Below are 22,436 nucleotides of genomic sequence, written 5' to 3'. Positions count from 1 at the left end.
GGTCGAGTAAAGTATGTCCAATGAATATTTTTCTGGTCTGGACGGAGTAAAGGAATGATGGAAGAACATATTGAAGGGAAGAAAAAAGATAAGGGAAATAAAATTCGGCTCCTTGATAAAGATACGATAAACAAAATCGCGGCCGGAGAAGTAATTGAACGCCCTGCATCCGTAGTAAAAGAGCTGATAGACAACTCAATCGATGCAGGAGCTATAGACATCCGCATCGAAGTAGAAAAAGGTGGAAAACGCTCCATTCTTGTCCGGGACAACGGGTGCGGAATGGACAGGGAAGATGCCTTGCTTGCATATAAAAAGCATGCAACTAGCAAGCTCACACGGATTGAAGATCTCGATACTATTTTTACAATGGGCTTCAGGGGAGAGGCTCTTTCGTCTATTACAGCGGTTGCAAAGGTGGAGATACTTACCCGGCCTCCGGAAGAAATTACAGGTACCAGAATAGTAATCAATGGAGGAAAAGTTCTGGAAACTTCGGATGCGGGTACGGCCCCAGGTACGTCTGTGCATGTAAAAGACCTGTTTTACAATACTCCGGCAAGGCAGAAATACCTCAAAAGTGACCGTACCGAGCTTGCCCATATTACAGAGACGGTAACGCAGCTTGCTCTGGCAAATCCGCATATTTCCTTTACTCTGCTCAGTGAAGGAAAGCCAGTCATAAGAAATGCGGGCTCAAGTGAGTCTTTCAAAAGTATTGTAAATCTTCTGGGCCCGGATACAGCTCGTTCAATGCTCCCCCTGGAGTATAGGACAGAAGATTTTGAAATCTTTGGGTACATCTCAAAGCCTGAAACCACTCGAAGAGAAAGCGACCAAATTTTCCTGTTTGTAAATACCCGCCCTGTAACCTCAAGAGCCATCAATAAAGCTATTCGCGAAGGATACTATACCAAAATTCCAAAAGAGCGCTATCCTGTGGCAGTGCTCTCTCTTATTGTCGATCCTGGAGAAGTAGACGTTAATGTACACCCCCGAAAAGCCGAAGTGCGTTTCAGCCGGGAGAAAGAGCTTGGGGATGCAGTCACATTTGCAATAGAAAAAGTACTCTCTAAAAATGCTCTGGCTCCTGAAATTCGGGGAAAAAAAGACAGAGCTTTTCAGAAAACTTTCGATGTTTCAGGTTTTTCAGATCGATTGCAGGTCTCCGAAGCTGCGGAAATTTTTGGAAGGAAGGAAGCTGGAAAGGACACAGGGATTCTGGAGACCGGTCTTACTGAAAAGGGCAGGGCCCCGAGAAATAAGGCTGAGACCTACGTTTATCCGGTAAAAGATACCGAGAGGAGGCTAAAACGTTCCAAGCGCCTTCTGGACTTTACTGCAGAGGGAGGAACGCAGGAAACAGGTGATAAAAAGCTGGATAATAAAATCGAGCAGGAAAGAGAGAAAGAAGGAGAAAGTAAAAAGAGAATAACAGGTATTCAAGAGAATGAAATTGAAAAAACAGGTTCAGAAGAAAAGAAATTTGAGGTTATAAATGCCGAAAAGATGCAAAAGCCGATACAAAAATCGAACACGGATTCTTTTGAAAACCTGAGAATTATAGGGCAGGTATCTAAGCTTTATATCCTTGCCGAAAGGGGAGAAGATCTTGTGCTTATCGACCAGCATGCTGCTCACGAGAGAATTCTTTATGAGCAGGTCTTGAAAATGAAAAAGTCCAGAGTGCAGGAGTTGATCACACCTGTAACCATAGACCTTACACCTAAAGAGAAAGTGCTTATGGAAGAGTATATTCCTTATCTGGAAGATTTCGGTTTCGGGATTTCAGAATTTGGGGACAATACATACGTAGTCACCTTCGTACCTGAGATCTTCGGACGGCTTGAAGACCCCGAGGTTATCCACGACATAGTTTCGGACCTTTTAGCTTCAGGAAAAGTTAAAAAAGATACAGGAATTTCAGAAAAGATCTGCAAGACCCTCGCATGCAGAGCTGCAATTAAAGGTGGAGCTGCCTGCAGTCTCAGACAGATGGAAGAGCTAATAGAGCAGCTTAAGAAAGCTGAAAATCCTTACTCCTGTCCACACGGCAGGCCCACTGTGATCACATTTACGAAAGGGGAACTGGACCGCATGTTTGCAAGAATCCAGTAAAAAGGTCTGTAACCTGAAAAAATAACAGTCAGGTTTTTATTCATCTATTGGAGTTTAATATTTCCTGGACTTTAATTTACCCCGGATTTCCGGAATAAAGTCCAGTAGCGCCTTCCCTCTTATACACTATTATTTTAAAGTTGAATGAGTATATACTCCAAAGAGAAGTTTGTTTCAGCGAAGTTAGAAAATGCAGTTGAGAGACCAAAATATGAGGATTATATGGAAATATTATGGAATACATAATTGACATGTCCATAATCAATCGATATACTTCTATATTGAAAGATCATCCTTAGTTTCCTATACATTTATATAATAGAACTTAAGATGTAGTAGTTGTGCCAGGCAAGTGCCGGCATCTGAAACAGGCATCATTCCTAAGGTTATTTTTCACACACCAACCCCAACACCCTAAAGAAGGAACGAATCCCCAATCGTTCCAGACTCCAGGATAAAAACCCATTTCCAAAAAACAAAACCCCATTTCCAAAAAACAAAACCCCATTTCCAAAAAATAAATCCCCACTCCTGGAATGATGCCACCTCTTTTCTATCTTTTTAATATACATTTGATGTCAGTTACTTTTATCATATGCAGTAAAACCAGAAAAGAAGGCAAAGCTTATCCAAAACCAATCAGGTTCCTTTCCGATTTCCATGTCAATACATTTATAATAAAAAACCTCCGAGTATTCTTCCATGATAGATCCTGTTAACAATTTCAAGATCCCTGAAGACTGGATTGCCCGCACAGGGCTTCCCAGGGAAGAACTTGAAACAAAAGTAGCATCCGGGATGCTTGTGGTTCTGAGTGATGGGTCTATCCTCAAACGAGGATATACTACAGGAACTACAGCAAGTGCTGCTGCAAAAGCCGCAGTCCTTTCCCTCAAGAAAACGGTTGATAACGTATCCGTCCCGACGCCTGTGGGACTGAGAGCCCAGATGGAGGTCAGTGAAGCCTCGCAGGGGCGCGCAGTTGTGAAAAAGATTCAAAACGACCACGAATCTGATATTACCCGAGGGCTTGAATTTGTGGGAGAAGCAAAGGAAACTGAAGGAATCCGAATCTTAGGAGGAAAAGGTATAGGAATCGTCAGAAGGGACGGGCTACAGGTTCCGAAAGGCCAGCCAGCTATTAACCCAAAACCGATGGAACAAATAAGGGCTGCAGTACAGGAAGCTATAGAAGAACTGGGCCTGAAAGGAGCCGAGGTTACAATCTCAATTCCAGATGGAGAGAAGATCGGAAAAAAAACCCTGAACAGCAGGATAGGGGTTGAAGGCGGAATTTCCGTACTTGGGAGCACAGGTTTTGTTGAGCCATGGAACGACCATCTGGGAGAGACGAGAGGAGACCTGATCCGCTGCACGGACAGAGTGGTACTGACTACAGGCCGGATAGGAATGCGCTATTCCCACATGCTTTTTCCAGATTATACAGTTGTTATGGTCGGAAGCAGGATCTCGGAAGGGCTTGATTATGCTTCTGGCGATATAATTATTTGCGGGCTTCCAGGCCTTGTCCTTAAATGGGGAAATCCCAAGATGCTTGAAGGCAGCGGATATGCAACCGTTGTCGAGATGCTTAAAAAAGAACCTGAACATGTGCGCCTGAAAGAAGCCTTCGAGATGGCAATCGAGAAAGGAAAAGGTGCAAGAATTGTGGTAATCGACAGAGATGGGTCGGTACTGATGGACAGTAAGAATAAGAGTTAATAAAAACAGGAAAAGGGGAAGAAAAATAATGATCGTCGTAGGAGTCGGAGTCGGGCCCGGAATGCTTACGGAAGAAGGAATAAAGGCTATAAGGAAAGCTTCTGTGGTTTATGGTGCAAAAAGAGCTATTGAGATTGCACAGGAATATATCACATGCGAAGCAAAACCGATCAAGGACTATAAATCACTTCATCTCTTGCCAGCCGATGCAGTCGTCCTGTCTACAGGCGATCCCATGTTTTCAGGGCTCGGAAAATTCGCAAGGGAGAAAGACACCGTTATACCTGGGATTTCTTCAATACAGGTGGCCTGTGCACGTACAAAAGTAAACCTGACCAACCTCTGCGCAATCACAGCCCACGGCAGGGACTCGGAACCTGCAAAAGCCGAGTTGATCCGGGAGTTAAAGAACGGAAGAAATATCTTCCTGCTGCCGGAAGAAAACTTTGGCTCACCTGAGGTCGCAGAAATTCTTAAAGAGCTGGGTATTGAAGCTGAACTTTATACCTGCGAAAACCTTGGTTATCCTGAAGAAAGAATTGCAAAAGGCACGCCTGAAAATCCGCCGGTTCCGGGAACGATTCTTTACGGACTGCTTGTCGTACAAAAAAGGTAATTCTTTGAAAAGTAGACAGAGTAGCGATGTTATATAAGAAATGTCGCTATTAATTCTTAGAAAACATTGCTATTAATTCTTAAGAAAACATTCCTATCCTGGATTCGGCAGGTCGATATAAGGAATTTAAATATTTTTTTTGATATCGTTTTTAAACATTTAATTAATTTACATTAGATTTAAAACTGGTTAACGTGTAGCTTAACGACCACGACACATATAAACACTGAATCATTTTTCCATTAAAGTTTAGTATGGGAGATTATGTTTAGATCATATGTAAACATAATAACTACACACAATAAGGAAATATCATTCCAAAATCGCCATCATTAAAAATCATCAAAAATGAAATGTCGACCTGCCGAATATAGGTTCCTATTAATTCTTAAAAAACATTATTACTTTTCACTAATAAAATCCTTTACTATTTTTGTATAGTTGAATGGTAAGGCAACGTTCTTATTGTAGTAAACATAACAATGAATTTAAGTAAGTTGTGAGCAAATTCACTTTTACCGACAGTAACGTCATCTTATAAAAGAATAATAAGTAATTGCCTGGGGGATTGTCATGAGCCTTACCAGTAAAATTTCTGGAATTAAATATATAGGATTGCTAACTGCTATTTTATTTATCTCTACATCGGGGTGTAGTTCAAACTCGGATACGGATAATTCAAGCGCCAGTGAAAATGAACAGTTAGTAGTATTTGCACATAACGCGACTACAACAACGAACGTAACTGACACAGACAACAATATTACAGCCGTGAAAAATGAAAATGCCGAATCGATGTCGAGTTCAGCAAAGGTCATTTATCTACATCACAGCACCGGTGGAGTCATCTGGGACGGTGGGGTAGACACTACTATTGCAAATTACAACACTAATCACGGCACAAACTACAGTATAACACAAATGGAATTTCCAAAATCACACCCCTATGGATGGAATAACTATCCTTACGATTATTGGAACATCTGGGTAAATCATGCTGGTGCTTCTGTCTATAAGACAGAACCGACCTTAGAGATACTGACTCAGACTTATGACGTTATCGTTTGGAAGCACTGTTTTCCGGTCAGCAGCGTTGTTGCCGACACCGGTTCTCCGGATATAACTTCCAGTGTCAAAAGTGAAGAGAATTATAAGCTGCAATACAAAGCCCTGAAAGCAAAGATGCATGAGTTTCCGAATAACCGCTTCATCGTTTGGACCGGTCCGGCTTTAGTCGAAAGTGCAACCAATGCCGAAGAAGCAAAGAGATCAAGAGACTTTGCGAACTGGGTCAAAACAACTTGGGATGAACCTGGCGATAATATCTATATCTGGGATTTCCACGACCTGCAAACCGGAGGCGGGCTATACCTCTTGCCGGAAAATGCCGCATCAACTTCGGATTCTCACCCTAATCCCACTTTTGCTGCTACCGCCGCTCCACTGATCGGCCAGCGTATCATTGATGTCATAGAAGGGCGAGGTGATAATTAGTTTTATTCCAAAGCCTGACCATCCTTTATCACAAGACACTTTGTAAATAGTTAGATATCTAAACGTAAAAAATAATTTTCCTCTCAAGGGGTTATTTTCGTTACCCCCTCGATTAAACAAGAATCGAGAGGAGTAGAGATGTCTACTAGGTTACCACTTACTTAATAATATGTGTTTTCAAAACATCAAAGTTTTCAATTTTATCAAAATACACCATGAGGTTTAATTTACAATGAGGCGCATGACCGCATAAAAGATCAAATCCCCAAAAACAACAGCAGTAATAAAGCCTGCTGTAATTGAAAGCATGAACGGCAGGCCGGGAGTAACCCAGATATCTTTCTCAATCAAACCTTTTTTCAGATATTCCTCAAGTTCCGGTTTCTGGTCCGCATCGAAGTTGAGGCCTGTACGGGAAAATGTTTTTTTGAGGCTTCCACTTTCATCAAGCTCAAATTTTTCAAGCAGGCCAAGGTGTTTCTTGTACTTCAGAGAAGAAATCTCTGTCCGGTATCCTATAAACATGTAAAGCGGATTTTTGATCATCTCAGGCGAAAAATGAAGGAGATTATAGCCGAACATCCCGAGGGGAACAAGTATTGTCATCAGGAGGGCATTTCCCAGTACCGTAAAAGTGAAAAGTCCTATCTGTGGAACCCCTAGCAGAGGATATATTTTTTCAGAAAAGCTAAACACCGGATAAGAAGGAAAAAGGATGGAAAGCACGATCAACCCCTTTGCATCCCCACCTCCAAAAGCCCCAAACTGGAAAAGGAGATATACGGCCGTAAAAACGAGAACTCCTGATAAAAGAAGAGGCATAAGGTAGGAAAGTCCGTCTGTAAGAATTTCATAAAAAACAAACCCTGAACCCGATGCGAGCATGTATTTCCAGACCTTATTTGAGACCCTGCGGGAGTTAAGGTCAGAATAACACGAGTACAGTAAAAAGGGCACACTGAAGAAGATTTTAAGGATTTCTATCATTTCAACCCTGCAATGAAATTAGTTTTTAGAGTTATTTACATTTATTACTTATTTAATTTATTGGTTATGTAATTGAAAATCTCCTGCAGAGCAACTAAGGATTTCACTCTCTATATAAAGTATCAGCAGAGCGATAAAAGGCTGAAAAGGACTTGATAAAATAACCAAAAAAAGCTGAAATCCAGACCGAGTAAAATATAATAACAATTAGGACTTACGCAGTTAAAATGCCGAAAACTTGATATCTTTATAAATATACTTATGGCTTAGTGTTTCTCTAAAAACGTACGGAGTTATGGACATAAATCCACCTAAGTGTACCGACATTGACTACATTAATTTTCTCATTGCGGCTTCTAACGTTTTTAGCTGTACTGAAGCTGCTAGATGTTATCCAGACATAGCTAATGCTCCTTCTCATGATGCTTTTACTCGTTGCCTTCAAAGGCAACCTCCAGACACGGAAGCACTATGGGAGGAAGTAAAAAGTTATGTCAAGCTTAAGGGAGGATACCTAATTGTTGATGATTCAACATTAGATAAACCATACGCAGAAGAAATTGCTTTTGTTCGTCGTATGTGGAGTGGAAAACATCATCGTACTGTAAAGGGAATAGGCCTGGTTACCTTAGTTTGGACTGACGGTACAACCGTTATACCTATCGATTTTCGAATTTATAACATCGATGTAGACGACAAAACAAAGAATGACCATTTCCGTGATATGCTTGACAAGGCCGAAGAACGTGGTTTTAATCCCAAATTCGTTTTATTTGATACATGGTATGCAAGTGTGAAAAACCTTAAAGCCATTAGACAGAAAGAGTGGCATTTCCTTACAAGATTGAAAAATAATCGTTTGGTAAATCCTGACAACAAGGGAAATGTGCCACTTGAAACAGTAGATATTCCTCCAAAAGGACGTGTGGTTCACCTCAAAGCATATGGATTTGTAAAGGTGTTTAGGATAGTTTCAAAAAATGGAGACACGCAACACTGGGTTACAGATGTGCAAGAGATGGATGAAGCAAAACGTGAAGATTTGGCAAAGAAGTCATGGAGAATTGAGGAATATCATAGGGGAATAAAACAGTTCTGTGGTGTCGAAAAATGTCAGGCAAGAAAGGAAGAATCACAAAGAGCACATATAATGTTCTCATTAAGAGCTTTTCTTAGACTGGAATTACAAAGAATCAAAAGTGGAATATCCTGGTTTGAAAGTGCTATGAAAATTAGAAGAGTGGCAGTGACAGAATACTTAAGGAATCCCCAATACACGTTAAATTAATTCAAATATTTGAAAGTTTGGAAAAAACAATATGCTAGGAGCCAACTGCGTAACTCCTAACAATTTCATAATGCATCGGGGCAGCCCCTAACATCGTTAACAAGCGATAAGCTTATACATAAGAAGTTCTATTTTATGGTGCTTATTCCTTTTTAGATTTCAAAAACAATATGGGCTCGTGGTCTAGACGGTTATGACGTCGCCTTCACACGGCGGAGGTCCTGGATTCGAATTCCAGCGGGCCCACTTAATTATTCTTGTTTTTTGATTTAGAGGCATTATGAGTCTCCTTATATAGTGCTTTAACTCTTGTTTCTAGGACGAATTTTCGGATTATATTAGCGGTCCATGTTTAAACTTTGACTCAGCAGAACTGCAGAAAAATTTTTGTCAAAAAATAGTTTTAAATCTGGCAAGCAGTATATCCACATTGTTTACCAGATTTGATCAATCACTTTGCTAGTTAACCTGCTTTATCTCCTTCTATATAGGAACACGACAAGCAAACCGGCTATTCCATAAACCATATCAAAACCTGGAATGCCTGTTTTCCTTTCCTCTTCGGGTTCCGTATTAATTTTTGACCCTAGATTTACCTTATTTTTAGAGTTATCTAAATCGTCAGACTGTATTTCAGTTACAGTTTCTTCAGGAGAGGCACATGGTTTCCCTGTAATTGCAAAGAAAGAATACCCTGAAACATTGGCTGTAAAGTACAGGTACTCACTGTCTTCCCCTGAAAGGTTGACTTTTAGTTGTTCCCATGTTTTGTTGCTGTAACGGTTTAGTAGGACAGAAGCCTGATTTATCTTATTATCTTGAATCCAAGACTTTTCAACTTTGAAACAGATAGCGGGATTTTCTATGTTATCTGAGCTTGCAAACCCGCTGTTTCCTATCCAGACATTGAAGTACTTGTAGACCTCTCCTTCGGTCAGGTTAAAGGTAAGCGTGGATTTGTTTTTTAACTGTTCAACAATGGTTGTGGTCTTTCCAACGGTCTTCTTAGCATCGAAGCTCACAGATACAACACAGGTTGCATTATTTGTGAAATCAAACTTTATAGGATTGCCGTTTGTGATGAAAACCTTGCAGAGTTCCTTTACTTCAATATTCTTTGTAGGTTCTGGAGACACACTGCCTCCTCCGCCACCACCTGTTCCACCACTGCTCTTTCTGTCTACAATTATCTGAGCAGTTTTTGTATCAGTACCATTTGCATTGATTGCAGTCAGTTTAGCCGCGTAAGTTCCTGCAGAACCATACACATAAACAAAGCTTGATTTATCTGAGTCTTCGATTCCATCGCTGTTAACATCCCAACTCCTAGATGTTGAGTTTTTTGAAGTATCAGTAAAGAGAACTGTAAGGGGTGAGCATCCACCTGTCTGATTTACTGTAAAGTTTGCTGCAGGTAGTTTTGATTCCAGTTCTCTTTCCGAAATAGTGCACATGTAGATATCGGGATTTTCGTTACGATAGTCTGTCCATACTATTTTATCATCGTAAATAGCAGGACTAGCTTTATAAGATTCAACTGTGGTTATTTTCGTTTCTTTGAATCTGGAGATGTCAAACATATAGATATTGTAATTATCGGGCTCAATAACTTCCGCCTCATTATCTTCATGATAACTCTCCCATACTATTCTATTACCAAAAATAGAGGGATATCGCTGAATTAATTCATTGTTAGTTATTTGGGTTTCCTTGGAAGTAGAAAGGTCGTACATGTAGATGTCCCAATTTCCGTTACGTTTATCCATCCATACTATCCTGTCACCATAGATATCCGGGTGCTGCGCTAATCCACTCGTAGTAATTTGAGTCTCAGTATAAGTGGAGAGATTATACATGTAGATATTCCAGTAAGAAATGAGGTTACCATGCTTATCCCAGCTTTCTCCATTACGAGTGTCCTGCCAAACTATCCTGTCCCCATAGATAGCAGGCTGCTGCGATGATTTATTATTAGTGATCTGAGTTTCCGTGGAAGTGGAAAGATTATACATATAGATATCACAATTTCCATTTCGATAGTCTTCCCATACTATCTTATCACCGTAGATATCAGGACCGTACTGATCTGAGTTATTAGTTGTGATTCGAGTCTCTTTGGAAGTAGAGAGGTCGTACATGTAGATATTTCTTCCACTACGCATATCTATATACACTACTTTATCACGATATATATGAGGATCTCCTTTGGTTGAATCAAGATAGCTCATAACTTGGGTTTCTTTGAAAGTAGAGAGATTATACGTGTAAATATCTAATCCACTACGCCAATCCATCCAGACAATTTTATCACCATAAATATCAGGATTTGCTTGCATTGATTCATTAGTGGTAATCCGACTTTCCGTAAGAATTAATTGACCATCTACGCATTGTGCAGGAGATGCTATTACATTAGTTTGTTTTGAGGCAACACCTTTCGTGTTGCTTACTGTCAAGTTAACAGTATAGGTCCCTGGAACTGTATATACATAAACTGGATTTTTTTCTGTAGAGTCAACTATACTATCATTATTGAAATCCCATACCCTTGTTGTTGCATTTTGTGAAAGGTCAGTAAACATAACAGGAAAAGGAACATAGCCACTTGTAACATTTGTTTTAAAATATACTTTGGGAGGAGCTACAGCTTCCTGCACATCGATTTTTAGAGTTCTTGAGGAAGTGTCTTTTCCGTTACTTACTGTTAAGTTAACAACATATTTTCCTGCTTCATTGTATATGTGAACAGGGTTCTCTTCTACAGAGGATATTCCATCTCCAAAATCCCATTTCCGTGAAGTGAATAATCCAGTACTATTATCAGTAAAACTAACTTCCAATGGTGCAATTCCAGAGGTTGGAATTGCAGAGAAAGAAGCAAATGGGATGTTTGAAATAGTGGCCATATAGATATCATAATTTCTAGTACTCTGGTCGTAATTATCATTACGATTATCTGCCCACACTATTCTATCGCCGAAGATATCGGGTTTTATCTGATTTGATTTGTTGGTTGTGATCTGAACCTCCTTTGAAGTTGAAAGGTTGTACATGTAGATATCATACTTTTCATCTTCATCACGATCATCTTTCCAAACAATTCTATCGTCATAGATAGCAAAGTCTTCATTGGAAATAATACTATCATACTTAAGCGACCTATTGGTAGTAACCTGCGTTTCAGTAGAAGTGGAGAGATTATACATGTAGATATTCCAATTCCCATTGCGATATTCCTTCCACGCTATTCTATCACCATAGATGGCTGATTCTTTTTTATCAGTTCGACTTGTAGTTATCTGAACTTCCTTAGATGTGGAGATATTTTTCATGTAGATATTGTAGTCACCAGTGCGCATATCAATCCAAACAATTCTATCACCGTAAATACTAGGAGTAGATGCCAGTGAGCTGTTTGTGATCTGGATTATCTTGGACGTAGAGATATTATACATACAGATCCCTGATTCAAAAAGAGAGTCATTCTGCCATACTATTCTGTCTCCGTAGATTGCAGGAGGACACCACGATGCGCTAGATATATAAGTTTCTGTGGAAGTGGATATATCGTACATGTAGATATCACAGTTTCCACTCCGACGGGTATCCAGCCAAACGATCCTATTACCATAGATAGCAGGAGAGTACTTATCCGAGTTATTGGTGGTGATTTTAGTCTCTTTGGAAGTAGAGAGATCGTACATGTAAATATCCCAGTCTCCATTACGATTGTCAGACCATACTATTCTGTTGCCATGAATTGCAGGAGAATCCTGAAATGACTTATTTGTAGTGATCTGAGTTTCAGTTATAGTAAGTTTGCTTTCTACACCTTCTGTAGAAACGGCCAGTGTCGTAGATGAGACGGAAATTAAAAAAACGAAAACAAAGAATATTGAAAATAAATGTATCGAATACAACTTCCCCTTATTCTTCATTGATTTTCCCCTTCTTATCTTTCATTCTCTTTCAACATAATAAATATAATAATACAGATTACTTATTGATAACCTTTAAATCTTTTCATAACTTTTGACTTTATATTCCCTTAATCTGGGAATATTTGTTCAGGAGAATGGATTAAAGAGGATAAGAGTAAAAATAAGATCATGAAATCTCAATGATATTTACAAAATTGAATTTCAGGACTTACAGCTGAAATAAAGCTTTCACACGGCGGAGGTCCTGGATTCGAATTCCAGCGGGCCCACTTATTTTGTTCTTTTTTCTGATTCTTAGAACGCATAGAGTTTTTTCCATCTGTTCAACTTTTGCTTCAAGGTCAGATATTTCTTTGGGTTGTATAACATTAATCTTCCCATAAAATTCTTCATCGAGGGAAATTATGTATAAAGGCTTGCCGGTTGTATTCAATTTTGAATATATATCCAGTTTCTCCAACGTGATTCAATTCAGATTGAGGCAGCCTTATTAAAGTATATGATATATCTGGTTTTGCTTGCAGTTTTGTGAGCTTTGATTTTCTAAAACGTTTCATTTTTTGTCTCCATCATGTCAATAATTAGTCGTTAACTTTCATACAACTTTTAGTTTGTGTTGGGTAGGATAACAATTGAGTAAAAATTGAATAAATTTATGTTATACGTAAAATAATTTATTAAATATATTGTAACTATTCAGCCTATCAAAACATGTCTGATAATATTGATTCTAGTGAATACGAGGAATAAGAGAAACAACATATGAAAAAGAAAGAAACGAAGTCAATCGCTAACAGGTCAAGAAAATCGATTTATAGATATTTGCGTATTGAATCTTTATAAAGATAGTTATTGATTCTGTTTTATATAGGCTGAATAGTTAGGGGGAATTAGTATATACAGACATCATAAAAAATGGTTGAATATATCGATTGTATGACTAATAAAAAATATTATAAAAATATTTTATTATTAATTGAAATTTTTACGAAAGTAATATATATGTCTTTGAAAAAGTGGTAACTGAGTCAATTAAAAGAAATGGAATTTATAAGATGGAGAATATAAATATAGTCCTTTTTAGAAGGAGAGGCAATGATGGATAAAGCAGATGGAAATAATGTGAGCAAAATAAAGTCTACTATTCATGAGTTTCTTGAACTTTTTAGAGAAATACTTGGTACTGATACCTGTTATTTATACTTAATAAATGAAGAAATGGATGACTATGAAAAATCATGTTGTTTAACACAAAGAATAAAGATCATCAGATCTAAATACATTGCTGAAAAAGTGAGAAAAAATGAACAAGAATTTGAGCAGAAAGAAAAAGATGAACTAATACTTCCACCATACTTAAGACGTTATGAATTATACTTTAAACGTCATGAGTTAGATAATGAAGTTAATTCAGCTAGTAATGATAAATTAACTGTTAATTACGATTCATATTTTGATGATGATATTCTAAAATCTATAGATATTTTGAAGTTTATAGATATAGCAAAAAAAGATGATGTCGAAGGCTGGAATATAAATTATGAAAACAGACCAGCTAAGTATGTGCTTTTTAAAGAATTAAATAAAAATGAAGTAATTTTAGGTGAGGGTCTGACGGCCTACTTGGTTAGAGATAAGCATCCAAGACAAATTTATAACTGCCACAAAGAAATTGAAGAACATTCAAGTGTTGCTTTTTCAAATCGAAATAAAAGCATAGCCGCACAACCTTGTCAGCTGTTACTAGGTTTTCCATTAGTGGATGAAAAAAACAATACGATTGGTGTCTTAAAAGCTGAAAATTATAAGAAATGTGAACCTACTCCAGAAGAAAGAAGGTTTCTTGATAACTTAGACTGTGGATGTAACCTGGATCATTATCATTATAAGTATACCGAAAATGATCCTAAATTCAAAGCTGTACAAAGTTATATTCCTTTATTAGTTAAACTTATAAAGTCCTCAAAAAAATTATTTCAAGAAAACTCTTATGACTCTCTTTTCAATGGTGCTTGTTTGTTAGAAAATCTGAAAAAAATGAAGTTTCCAGGTCCAAAAGACAAAGTGGAACAGTTAGATTCAACAAAAAAACCAATTTCAGGTAAACCTGTTCACCCTACTAATTATCAAATATACCAATCAACTTTACACTTATTTTTAGTATTAAAAAGAAATGAATATGTTGGATATGAAGAAATTTTGAGAAGGGTTATCCATTATGTAAAGGGAATTGGTACTAAACTTGGCTTGAATGAAGAAATAACTCACTATTTTGAATATAACCTAGATCAATTCAAAAAGCATGAAGAATTACTACTTTCAGGATTGGATAGGTATAGAGACCATTTTATGCATCAATTTCATGTTTTTGTTACTGGGTATATAATTATAAATGAATTGGGTATTGATAATTTTAAATCGAGTATCAGTGAAAGTATGAATTGGATATTGAGAAATAACAAAACCCAGTATGAAAAGGACTGTGAAAAGGATAAAAAATTGTATGAGATTTCTGATGCTGATGTCTTAAGAATATGGTTTTTGACAGCTTTTTATCATGATTTTGCGTATATATTACAAAAACTTGATCAAGAACTAGAAAATTTTTTCTTAAATCTTTTAGGTTATCCTTTTAAGGTTAAATTCGATTGGGAAAAATTATTAACCAATGAGAATTCGTTTTCACAGCATATATGTGATTTATTAAAATTTTTCTCTAGTAAGTATGGCACAAATACATGTTTATTGCTTCAAAATTACTTAAATGCAATGATTAGTCTTCATGATCATGGAGTTTTAAGTGCTCTTTTACTAATCCATGCCTCGAGAGAAGTACCATATAAAAACTATAATGAGAGCCTATATGCTGCTCTTGCGATTTCGCTGCATAATCCTGAAGTTTACAAGGGTTTGAGGGAAAAAGGTTTAAGTAAAGATGGGTCAACTTGGATCTCATTTGAATCTTTTCCGATGGCCTTTTTATTAGCTTTTTGTGATACTGCTCAATCATTTGGAAGATTAGAAGTTAAGGATCGTAAAAAAGTAAGTGAATATCCGACTGAGTTTTTAGATATTGATATCGTTGCAAATGAAAAAGTTAGCTATAGACTATTATATAAAGACAAAGATAAAACTCCCGATTCCAAGATGATCCATCAATGGGCTGGTAAGAAGATGGATCATGATAAAGGTGAAGTTTGTTTTTGTGAGACATGTTGCAAAGATCATGATAAGAAAATGACTCCTAAAAACAAGTATGAAGAAACTGCAATTAATGAAGTTTTTAGGTCATTCAAATTTTCGTTTGCAATTGAATATTACAAACTAATAAATAAATACACTGAGATAGAAGAAGAATTAAGATGTAAAGAGATACAGAAAAAAGAAAGAGAACTAATATGTACTCTTTCTTTTTGAACATATTCGATGAAAAACTTTTAGGATGTATATTAAAGTTTTTCATCTATTTCTTTATTAGCTTCACAAGAAAAAATTGCAATTCAGCAAGGTTAATGGCATGCTTGATGCACAAAACATAAGACATTTCTAGCACTGAAAAATTAATCATGAAAACATCAACAACATAATGATAGACGACTGTAACTAATTTTGAAACCTGTCTTTTAACTTTGATAATAAAAAGGCGGTGAAAATAAAAAATATAAAAGAGTAAAATTATATGAAGATTAGTGATCAGTATGGAACCTAAAAACCTTATAATTTCTCTACTTTTATTTATATGTTTTTCTTCTGAAAATTGTTCAGGTGCAATTATTAATGTAGATCCAGGAACTTCCTTTAATCTTACAGGCTCAGACGACCAGAATGTTATTAACGCTGCCATACAATCAGCGAATTCAGGAGATACTGTACAGCTTGAATCAACTACATTTCACATAAGTTCACCCATAATCATGAAATCAGAAGTAGCTCTTAAAGGAAATGGGATTGGTGCGACAGTAATCTATTGTGACGATCCTGGCTCTAATTTTGCAACTCAAAATATAATTAACTGTAATGGTATTACTGATATTGAAATTTCAAATTTTTTAATTGATGGTAGTTGGGGATCTTTAAGTAAAATGTATGCAGCAAGCAACAAGTGTAGGGAGCATGAAAAAAGAGTTTACCTGTCTGGCTGTTCAAATGTAGTCATTCATGACTTAAAAATGCAATACAGTGCGTAAACCTGGACATGACAGTTTTGGCGCATGGTCATCCAGTAGCCTACATTCCGCAGTATTTTTTCGAAAATCAATATTTTTCCTGATAGCGGTTTTGAACAAGTGCAAATAATTTGGATTTTTAGTGGTATTTGGTGAAAATTGAATGATATCGTTTTTTGCCTCTAAATACACCACATAGTTGCTTTTACCTACTACATAAAAGTCCAATTACACGTTTGATTGAAAATCGATAGCAGTAAAAACATGAATTTACGAAAATTACTGCGGAAAGTGGGCGGTAGTGACATTTCAATATTTAATAATTACTGGGGCACTTTTGTAAATTTTTGAATTATCATTTATAATACGAAAAACAAAAACTATGATAGAAATTTCGGAAAAAATTTAAAGAAAAGAGAATCATACCGTTAGGATTTTCCGCTCAAATCCTGCATCTCTGCAGTTGGTCTATTTGAGCGGAACCAAACGAATTAACATAGCCACTTCGAGTTTATAATACGCTTTTGATGCTTAAAAGCTTATTCTCTTATTATTTTAGACAAATTCTTTTAGATAAATAATTGGTTAAACACTTAATTAGTTAAGCAAATGGATGATAAATTGGAAAGATTTATTTCACTCTTTCCAAATTATCGGTTTTTCGGGAAAAACTGATCAGGCTCACAGTTTTTCTTTTATCTGCTTAACCAGAGCGATGGTCTTATCTATTTGTTTCAAACTTGCATTGATCAATATAAGATAATGCAAACAGAAGATAAGCTCCATCGTCAAATCGGTGGCTATGTCAATTCACCTACTGGTCGCGGTTACCAATTTCTTAGACTTTCTGACCACCGACCAAAGCAACCAGAAAGTCCAGTATTAATTGGCATCATTCTTAAAAAATTTATTCTTAATAGTATTAAGTTCCCACAATTTATCAAAAAGTTGCTAAATCGAAAAGCTATCAGAAGACTGGAAAAAACAGTGATGTTTCATTGAGTTTACAACGTAATAAGACACTAGAAAGAACATCAGTAGCTTAGAATTACATAGAAACTACAAATGCAAATACAGACTCTTACTAGCTAAAATTAGCTATAAATCTTTAAAAGCATTCAGTCCAAAGAAAAATATATATAAATTTTATATGTAGAAATATGTTGAATCTCTCCTCATTCCTCGGGTCCTCTAAATAAGGCAGGATATTTCTCCTTTAACGGAATCAGGATTTCTTCGTCTAATTTTGCATTATAAAGTGTTTTCACTTTAGAAGCTTGATCAATAGATAAATCATGAACTCTAGTGAGGTTAGCTCCTTCAAGTTTAGCTCCCTCAAGATTAGCTCTCAGAAGATAGGCTTTGTGAAGGTCTGCCCCATAGAGATTAGCGCCTCTAAGGTTAGCTTCTTGAAGATTTGCCTCTTGAAGACCAGCTCCATATAGGTCAGCCTCTTCAAGATTAGTTCCCTGAAGGTAAGCTCCCTCGAGATTAGCCACTTGAAAGTTCGCTCTTTTAAGGTTAGCTCCTTTAAGATTAGCCAGATGAAGGTTTGCCAGTTGAAGATTAGCCCTTTCAAGGTTAGCCTTTTCAAGATTAGTTTTTACAAGACTAGCTCCCTGTAGATTAGCTTCTTGAAGGTTAGCCTCTTGAAGATTAGCTCCTTTACCTTCAAGAAGGTGAGTATCTGAAAGATTGGCTCCTCGAAGGTCAGCCTTTTTAAGGTTAGCTCCCCGAAGATCAGCTCCTTCAAGGTTAGTTTTTACAAGGTCAGCCTCTTGAAAGTCCGCTCCTTGAAGTTTAGCTCCTATAAGATTAGCTCCCCTAAGGTGTGTTTTCCCCGATATACCCATAAAAGTAAATCTGCTCTAAATTAAAATAAACATTACTATTCCGGGAAAATAGTTTCTACTTCTCAAAGTGTGATCTGTGATGTTTTATTGAATTTACTTTGGCTTTGATTCAGCCTTTACTTGTTGTATCCTAAAATAAGATTACAGCTTTTAAATAATTTTATAGTTTGATACATGATATAACACCAGACTATAATAGCAGACTATAATAATAGCAGACTATAATAGCAGACAATGCAAAAGTTAAGTATTGAGTGAATTCCAACTTCTTTTTAGTAGGGAAGAATGATCGAGTAAAGTGAAATAAATTCTGGGTTAAAGTGGCATAGTGGGTTACCCGTACACGATATATGAAATAATTAGAAATAAACAACATTTATGAAAAATAGTCATCTTAGTACAAATAAATTCGTTGAATTGCAAGTAAACCAGTATTAAGTACAGATTTATTAGCCGTCTTTTAAATTATCATTCTTAAATGAAGATAGTGGTTTTATATTCCCATATTGTTAAACCAGATGGTGAATTGCGTACCGATACCACTTTTAATTTCTAAACAGCCGTCTATTTGCTCAACAAGAATGTTTACTAGCTGGAGTCCAAGGGAATTTGAACTCTTATTGACTATCACTTTTGGAATTCCTTTTCCATCATCCGATACTTCTAATATGTAATTGAAGCTATCTTTGCAACCTTTATCTGGACTGGACATCTCACTCTGAGCAGCAGAAGTTTCATTTCTGCGAAGATTCACCCGGATTTCTCCTTTCCGTCCTTCAGGAAAAGCATGCTTAAAAGAATTTGTAACTAGCTCATTTACAATAATTCCAAGAGGGATTGCAGTATCCATGCCAAGATATATCTGGTCAAGGTTCAACTTCAACCTGATACTTTTAATTCCAAGATCATATGAATTGAAAAGATCTTCAGTTAGTTTATTTAGATAAGCTGCAAAGTCAAGGGTATCGATATTATCTCCTTTGTACAGCTCTTCGTGAATAAGAGCCATCGAAGCTACACGATCCTGACTTTCTCTAAAAGCCTCAACAACTTCCTGAGTTTTACAAATTTTACGGTTAGAAAATGTTTCTGATTGAAGATCGAGTAAGGATGAGATTACCTGCAGGTTATTCTTAATCCTGTGGTGAATTTCCTTTATGCGGATTTGTTCTACCTTTGCAAGAGCTTCTTCTGCCTTTTTATGCTCTGTTATATCTTGAGTTGTTCCTCTAACCCGAACAGGATTATTATTCTCATCGAAAACAACTTCAGATTTTGCATGAACTATGCGTTCTTCTCCATTCGCTAGAATTATCCTGAAATCAAAATCAGCAGGCTTTCCATTCAATGCATCCTTAGCGGCATTATTTATACAGTTTCGATCATCCAGATGCACATAACTTAAGAAGATACCATAATTTACTTTCAGTTCTTGCGGCGTAAGTCTAAAAATACGATACATTTCGTCAGACCAACGAAATTCATTGCTTGCAAAGTCCATTTCCCAGTTTCCAAGATGAGCTATTTCTTGAGCTTCTGCAAGACTTTTTTCACTCTGTTTCAATGAATCATAAGCATTCTGAAGTTCTACTGTACGTTCTTTAACCAGTTTATCTAAATTATCGAGTGTGTCTTTCAGTTTAGCTTCCACTTTTTTGCGCTCTGTGATGTCACTGGCGGTACCAAACCATTCAACAATCTCGCCATTCGCATTCAGCATCGGAACCGCACGCGAGAAAATCCATCCCAAACTGCCGTCTGCTAGACGGACCCTGTGTTCCAGTTCGTAAGTGCTCTTTGTCCGAATAGCTTCATTGATGACTGCCATTACATGCGTTTGATCTTCCGGAGGAACATATTCCTGAAGCCAGTTACGATTTGGGCTTTCCGTATTGACAAGAAAACCTCGACCATAAAGATAGGACTTACGCAGTTAAAATGCCGAAAACTTGATATCTTTATAAATATACTTATGGCTTAGTGTTTCTCTAAAAACGTACGGAGTTATGGACATAAATCCACCTAAGTGTACCGACATTGACTACATTAATTTTCTCATTGCGGCTTCTAACGTTTTTAGCTGTACTGAAGCTGCTAGATGTTATCCAGACATAGCTAATGCTCCTTCTCATGATGCTTTTACTCGTTGCCTTCAAAGGCAACCTCCAGACACGGAAGCACTATGGGAGGAAGTAAAAAGTTATGTCAAGCTTAAGGGAGGATACCTAATTGTTGATGATTCAACATTAGATAAACCATACGCAGAAGAAATTGCTTTTGTTCGTCGTATGTGGAGTGGAAAACATCATCGTACTGTAAAGGGAATAGGCCTGGTTACCTTAGTTTGGACTGACGGTACAACCGTTATACCTATCGATTTTCGAATTTATAACATCGATGTAGACGACAAAACAAAGAATGACCATTTCCGTGATATGCTTGACAAGGCCGAAGAACGTGGTTTTAATCCCAAATTCGTTTTATTTGATACATGGTATGCAAGTGTGAAAAACCTTAAAGCCATTAGACAGAAAGAGTGGCATTTCCTTACAAGATTGAAAAATAATCGTTTGGTAAATCCTGACAACAAGGGAAATGTGCCACTTGAAACAGTAGATATTCCTCCAAAAGGACGTGTGGTTCACCTCAAAGCATATGGATTTGTAAAGGTGTTTAGGATAGTTTCAAAAAATGGAGACACGCAACACTGGGTTACAGATGTGCAAGAGATGGATGAAGCAAAACGTGAAGATTTGGCAAAGAAGTCATGGAAAATTGAGGAATATCATAGGGGAATAAAACAGTTCTGTGGTGTCGAAAAATGTCAGGCAAGAAAGGAAGAATCACAAAGAGCACATATAATGTTCTCATTAAGAGCTTTTCTTAGACTGGAATTACAAAGAATCAAAAGTGGAATATCCTGGTTTGAAAGTGCTATGAAAATTAGAAGAGTGGCAGTGACAGAATACTTAAGGAATCCCCAATACACGTTAAATTAATTCAAATATTTGAAAGTTTGGAAAAAACAATATGCTAGGAGCCAACTGCGTAACTCCTAAAAGATAACGCATCTCGCTCCAGTCCGGGCTCACGCGATATACCATTTCTGAACTTGCCGTCACCAGAGTACAAAAACGCTCTTCACTCGCACTCAGCGCGTCCTCAACCTGCCTGCATTCCTTAGTATTTTTCTGACAGGAATATTCTATCTGCTCCCACTTATCTTCTTTTTTAGTCAAAGCAAACTGGTGATTTGTGATAATGTCAAGAATTTCAACTGCACTGTATTTGTCAATTGGATAAGTGCAAAGAACCATCATTGAATACTTGCCTATAGCAGAGTCCAGTAATTTTTCGTGACCAGAAAAACTGTTTCCACTATACCTCAAACCATCGTATCCACTAGCGAGAGCCTTACTGGTTTTTTCAGTCAAGTAGTTAAATACTGTTTGTGGATCTAAAACATCTTCTTCTACATGCCAGCAAGAATAGGGAACAATGTCGATTTGCCCGTTTTCTAAATAAGCGCCAATATCAGGAATAACCACTTTCAAAGCTTCTTTTGCTTCTTCTTCATCTACAGGTTCTGATATGGCCCATAAACAGTACTCATTATTTTCAAGCCCTGCTTTGAAATAAGGAACAAGTATATCCATCAAATCTTCTTTTGTCCTGTAGAACTGGCAGAAATGTATTCCCCACTGTACGTTTCCAATAATATCAATACCAGAAATTCTGTTGCCGCTTCTCATGTTATTCTTTGATAATCAGGTGTAAAGTCAAAAGACTCTCTTCTCAACATTATTGCTTTATTTAATGTCTTACCTGGCTCAAAAATGGCTTAAAATTCTTCTTGCAAGAATAATTTATAGAATTCAAGTAGTAATATAAAGATTTATTTATATAAACATGACTGTATAATTAAGTCTCTGTATTACTTATTATAGAATAATAATTTCTTTAGATATATTTCGTTATCGAGGCAGCCTTACTGAAGGAAGAACTTGCCAAAAAGCCCGCAGGAACACTGGGATTACACGACAACTATCGCATTCAGGCTTGGTAAGTACATCCTCAAATGACCTGGGATCAAAATCATAACCTACCTCTACTAATCGGCTGTATTGAATAGCTTGACCGAGTCCTCACTGATGACGCCATGTATTACTATTGTTAATACAAGGAATATTGTGTTCCAGTCCGTCAATTTAAAGATGCCAAATTTTTCAATAACATTTTGTAATTATCGAT

Annotated in this window: 13 protein-coding genes and 1 tRNA gene; 9 read left to right on the top strand and 5 right to left on the bottom strand. The window is 37.0% G+C overall.

What is annotated here, in order from left to right:
• Nucleotides 1-54 precede the first annotated feature (54 nt).
• From mutL to MSBRM_RS02190, 4 genes are all read left to right on the top strand, one after another.
• The gene (gene mutL, locus MSBRM_RS02205) at nt 55-2,118 is read left to right on the top strand and encodes a DNA mismatch repair endonuclease MutL (protein WP_048154379.1); all 2,064 of its coding nucleotides are present in this window, start codon (nt 55-57) and stop codon (nt 2,116-2,118) included.
• Nucleotides 2,119-2,820: 702 nt separating this feature from the next.
• Entirely contained in the window at nt 2,821-3,840 is a 1,020-nt protein-coding gene (locus tag MSBRM_RS02200) for a cobalt-precorrin-5B (C(1))-methyltransferase (RefSeq protein ID WP_048120179.1), read from the top strand.
• 28 nt (nt 3,841-3,868) lie between these two features.
• Nucleotides 3,869-4,456 carry a cobalt-precorrin-7 (C(5))-methyltransferase gene (locus MSBRM_RS02195; RefSeq protein ID WP_048120181.1) on the top strand — a complete coding sequence of 196 codons (588 nt, stop codon included), beginning with the start codon at nt 3,869-3,871 and terminating at the stop codon, nt 4,454-4,456.
• Nucleotides 4,457-5,029: 573 nt separating this feature from the next.
• A complete protein-coding gene (locus tag MSBRM_RS02190) occupies nt 5,030-5,950 on the top strand; it encodes a hypothetical protein (RefSeq protein ID WP_052712660.1) in 921 nt (306 codons plus the stop codon).
• Between the two features lie 222 nt (nt 5,951-6,172).
• Here MSBRM_RS02190 and MSBRM_RS02185 read toward each other — a convergent pair whose 3' ends face one another.
• Nucleotides 6,173-6,937, bottom strand: coding sequence for an A24 family peptidase C-terminal domain-containing protein (locus tag MSBRM_RS02185; RefSeq protein ID WP_048120183.1), 765 nt, complete (start codon nt 6,935-6,937; stop codon nt 6,173-6,175).
• Between the two features lie 295 nt (nt 6,938-7,232).
• On the opposite strand from MSBRM_RS02185, the gene MSBRM_RS02180 reads away from it, so the two are divergent.
• Nucleotides 7,233-8,225, top strand: coding sequence for an IS701 family transposase (locus MSBRM_RS02180; RefSeq protein WP_052712659.1), 993 nt, complete (start codon nt 7,233-7,235; stop codon nt 8,223-8,225).
• Between the two features lie 172 nt (nt 8,226-8,397).
• Nucleotides 8,398-8,471, top strand: a tRNA-Val gene (locus tag MSBRM_RS02175).
• A 227-nt stretch (nt 8,472-8,698) separates the two neighbouring features.
• Here MSBRM_RS02175 and MSBRM_RS02170 read toward each other — a convergent pair.
• Complete coding sequence (locus tag MSBRM_RS02170) at nt 8,699-12,163, bottom strand: PGF-pre-PGF domain-containing protein (protein WP_048154376.1); 3,465 nt, start codon at nt 12,161-12,163, stop codon at nt 8,699-8,701.
• A gap of 1,098 nt (nt 12,164-13,261) precedes the next feature.
• Here MSBRM_RS02170 and MSBRM_RS02160 point away from each other — a divergent pair.
• Both MSBRM_RS02160 and MSBRM_RS19915 read left to right on the top strand, forming a co-directional pair.
• Entirely contained in the window at nt 13,262-15,583 is a 2,322-nt protein-coding gene (locus tag MSBRM_RS02160) for a hypothetical protein (RefSeq protein WP_141706404.1), read from the top strand.
• Between the two features lie 281 nt (nt 15,584-15,864).
• Nucleotides 15,865-16,353 carry a glycosyl hydrolase family 28-related protein gene (locus MSBRM_RS19915; RefSeq protein WP_048154368.1) on the top strand — a complete coding sequence of 163 codons (489 nt, stop codon included), beginning with the start codon at nt 15,865-15,867 and terminating at the stop codon, nt 16,351-16,353.
• A 1,154-nt stretch (nt 16,354-17,507) separates the two neighbouring features.
• Here the strand turns inward: MSBRM_RS19915 and MSBRM_RS02145 are convergent.
• Both MSBRM_RS02145 and MSBRM_RS02140 read right to left on the bottom strand, forming a co-directional pair.
• Nucleotides 17,508-18,185, bottom strand: a complete 678-nt coding sequence (locus MSBRM_RS02145) for a pentapeptide repeat-containing protein (protein WP_052712658.1) — start codon at nt 18,183-18,185, stop codon at nt 17,508-17,510.
• A gap of 493 nt (nt 18,186-18,678) precedes the next feature.
• The gene (locus MSBRM_RS02140) at nt 18,679-20,118 is read right to left on the bottom strand and encodes a sensor histidine kinase (protein WP_255361941.1); all 1,440 of its coding nucleotides are present in this window, start codon (nt 20,116-20,118) and stop codon (nt 18,679-18,681) included.
• 73 nt (nt 20,119-20,191) lie between these two features.
• Here MSBRM_RS02140 and MSBRM_RS02135 point away from each other — a divergent pair, with 73 nt between their 5' ends.
• Nucleotides 20,192-21,184 (top strand): IS701 family transposase, encoded by a 993-nt coding sequence (locus tag MSBRM_RS02135; RefSeq protein ID WP_048155834.1) that lies wholly within the window; start codon nt 20,192-20,194, stop codon nt 21,182-21,184.
• Here the strand turns inward: MSBRM_RS02135 and MSBRM_RS02130 are convergent.
• Complete coding sequence (locus tag MSBRM_RS02130; protein WP_052712656.1) at nt 21,176-21,937, bottom strand: MEDS domain-containing protein; 762 nt, start codon at nt 21,935-21,937, stop codon at nt 21,176-21,178. The two genes, MSBRM_RS02135 and MSBRM_RS02130, sit on opposite strands and share 9 nt — an antisense overlap.
• Between the last annotated feature and the right edge of the window lie 499 nt (nt 21,938-22,436).

Origin of the sequence: Methanosarcina barkeri MS, from assembly GCF_000970025.1 — an archaeon.
GTDB classification, from domain to species: Archaea; Halobacteriota; Methanosarcinia; order Methanosarcinales; family Methanosarcinaceae; genus Methanosarcina; species Methanosarcina barkeri.
This window is presented reverse-complemented; position numbering and strand designations above follow the sequence as displayed.

Excerpts from the sequence above, each read along its gene's own strand:
- mutL (WP_048154379.1), top strand. The coding sequence starts at position 55 with ATGATGGAAGAACATATTGAAGGGAAGAAAAAAGATAAGGGAAATAAA.
- MSBRM_RS02200 (WP_048120179.1), top strand. The coding sequence starts at position 2,821 with ATGATAGATCCTGTTAACAATTTCAAGATCCCTGAAGACTGGATTGCC.
- MSBRM_RS02195 (WP_048120181.1), top strand. The coding sequence starts at position 3,869 with ATGATCGTCGTAGGAGTCGGAGTCGGGCCCGGAATGCTTACGGAAGAA.
- MSBRM_RS02190 (WP_052712660.1), top strand. The coding sequence starts at position 5,030 with ATGAGCCTTACCAGTAAAATTTCTGGAATTAAATATATAGGATTGCTA.
- MSBRM_RS02185 (WP_048120183.1), bottom strand. The coding sequence starts at position 6,937 with ATGATAGAAATCCTTAAAATCTTCTTCAGTGTGCCCTTTTTACTGTAC.
- MSBRM_RS02180 (WP_052712659.1), top strand. The coding sequence starts at position 7,233 with ATGGACATAAATCCACCTAAGTGTACCGACATTGACTACATTAATTTT.
- MSBRM_RS02170 (WP_048154376.1), bottom strand. The coding sequence starts at position 12,163 with ATGAAGAATAAGGGGAAGTTGTATTCGATACATTTATTTTCAATATTC.
- MSBRM_RS02160 (WP_141706404.1), top strand. The coding sequence starts at position 13,262 with ATGATGGATAAAGCAGATGGAAATAATGTGAGCAAAATAAAGTCTACT.
- MSBRM_RS19915 (WP_048154368.1), top strand. The coding sequence starts at position 15,865 with ATGGAACCTAAAAACCTTATAATTTCTCTACTTTTATTTATATGTTTT.
- MSBRM_RS02145 (WP_052712658.1), bottom strand. The coding sequence starts at position 18,185 with ATGGGTATATCGGGGAAAACACACCTTAGGGGAGCTAATCTTATAGGA.
- MSBRM_RS02135 (WP_048155834.1), top strand. The coding sequence starts at position 20,192 with ATGGACATAAATCCACCTAAGTGTACCGACATTGACTACATTAATTTT.
- MSBRM_RS02130 (WP_052712656.1), bottom strand. The coding sequence starts at position 21,937 with ATGAGAAGCGGCAACAGAATTTCTGGTATTGATATTATTGGAAACGTA.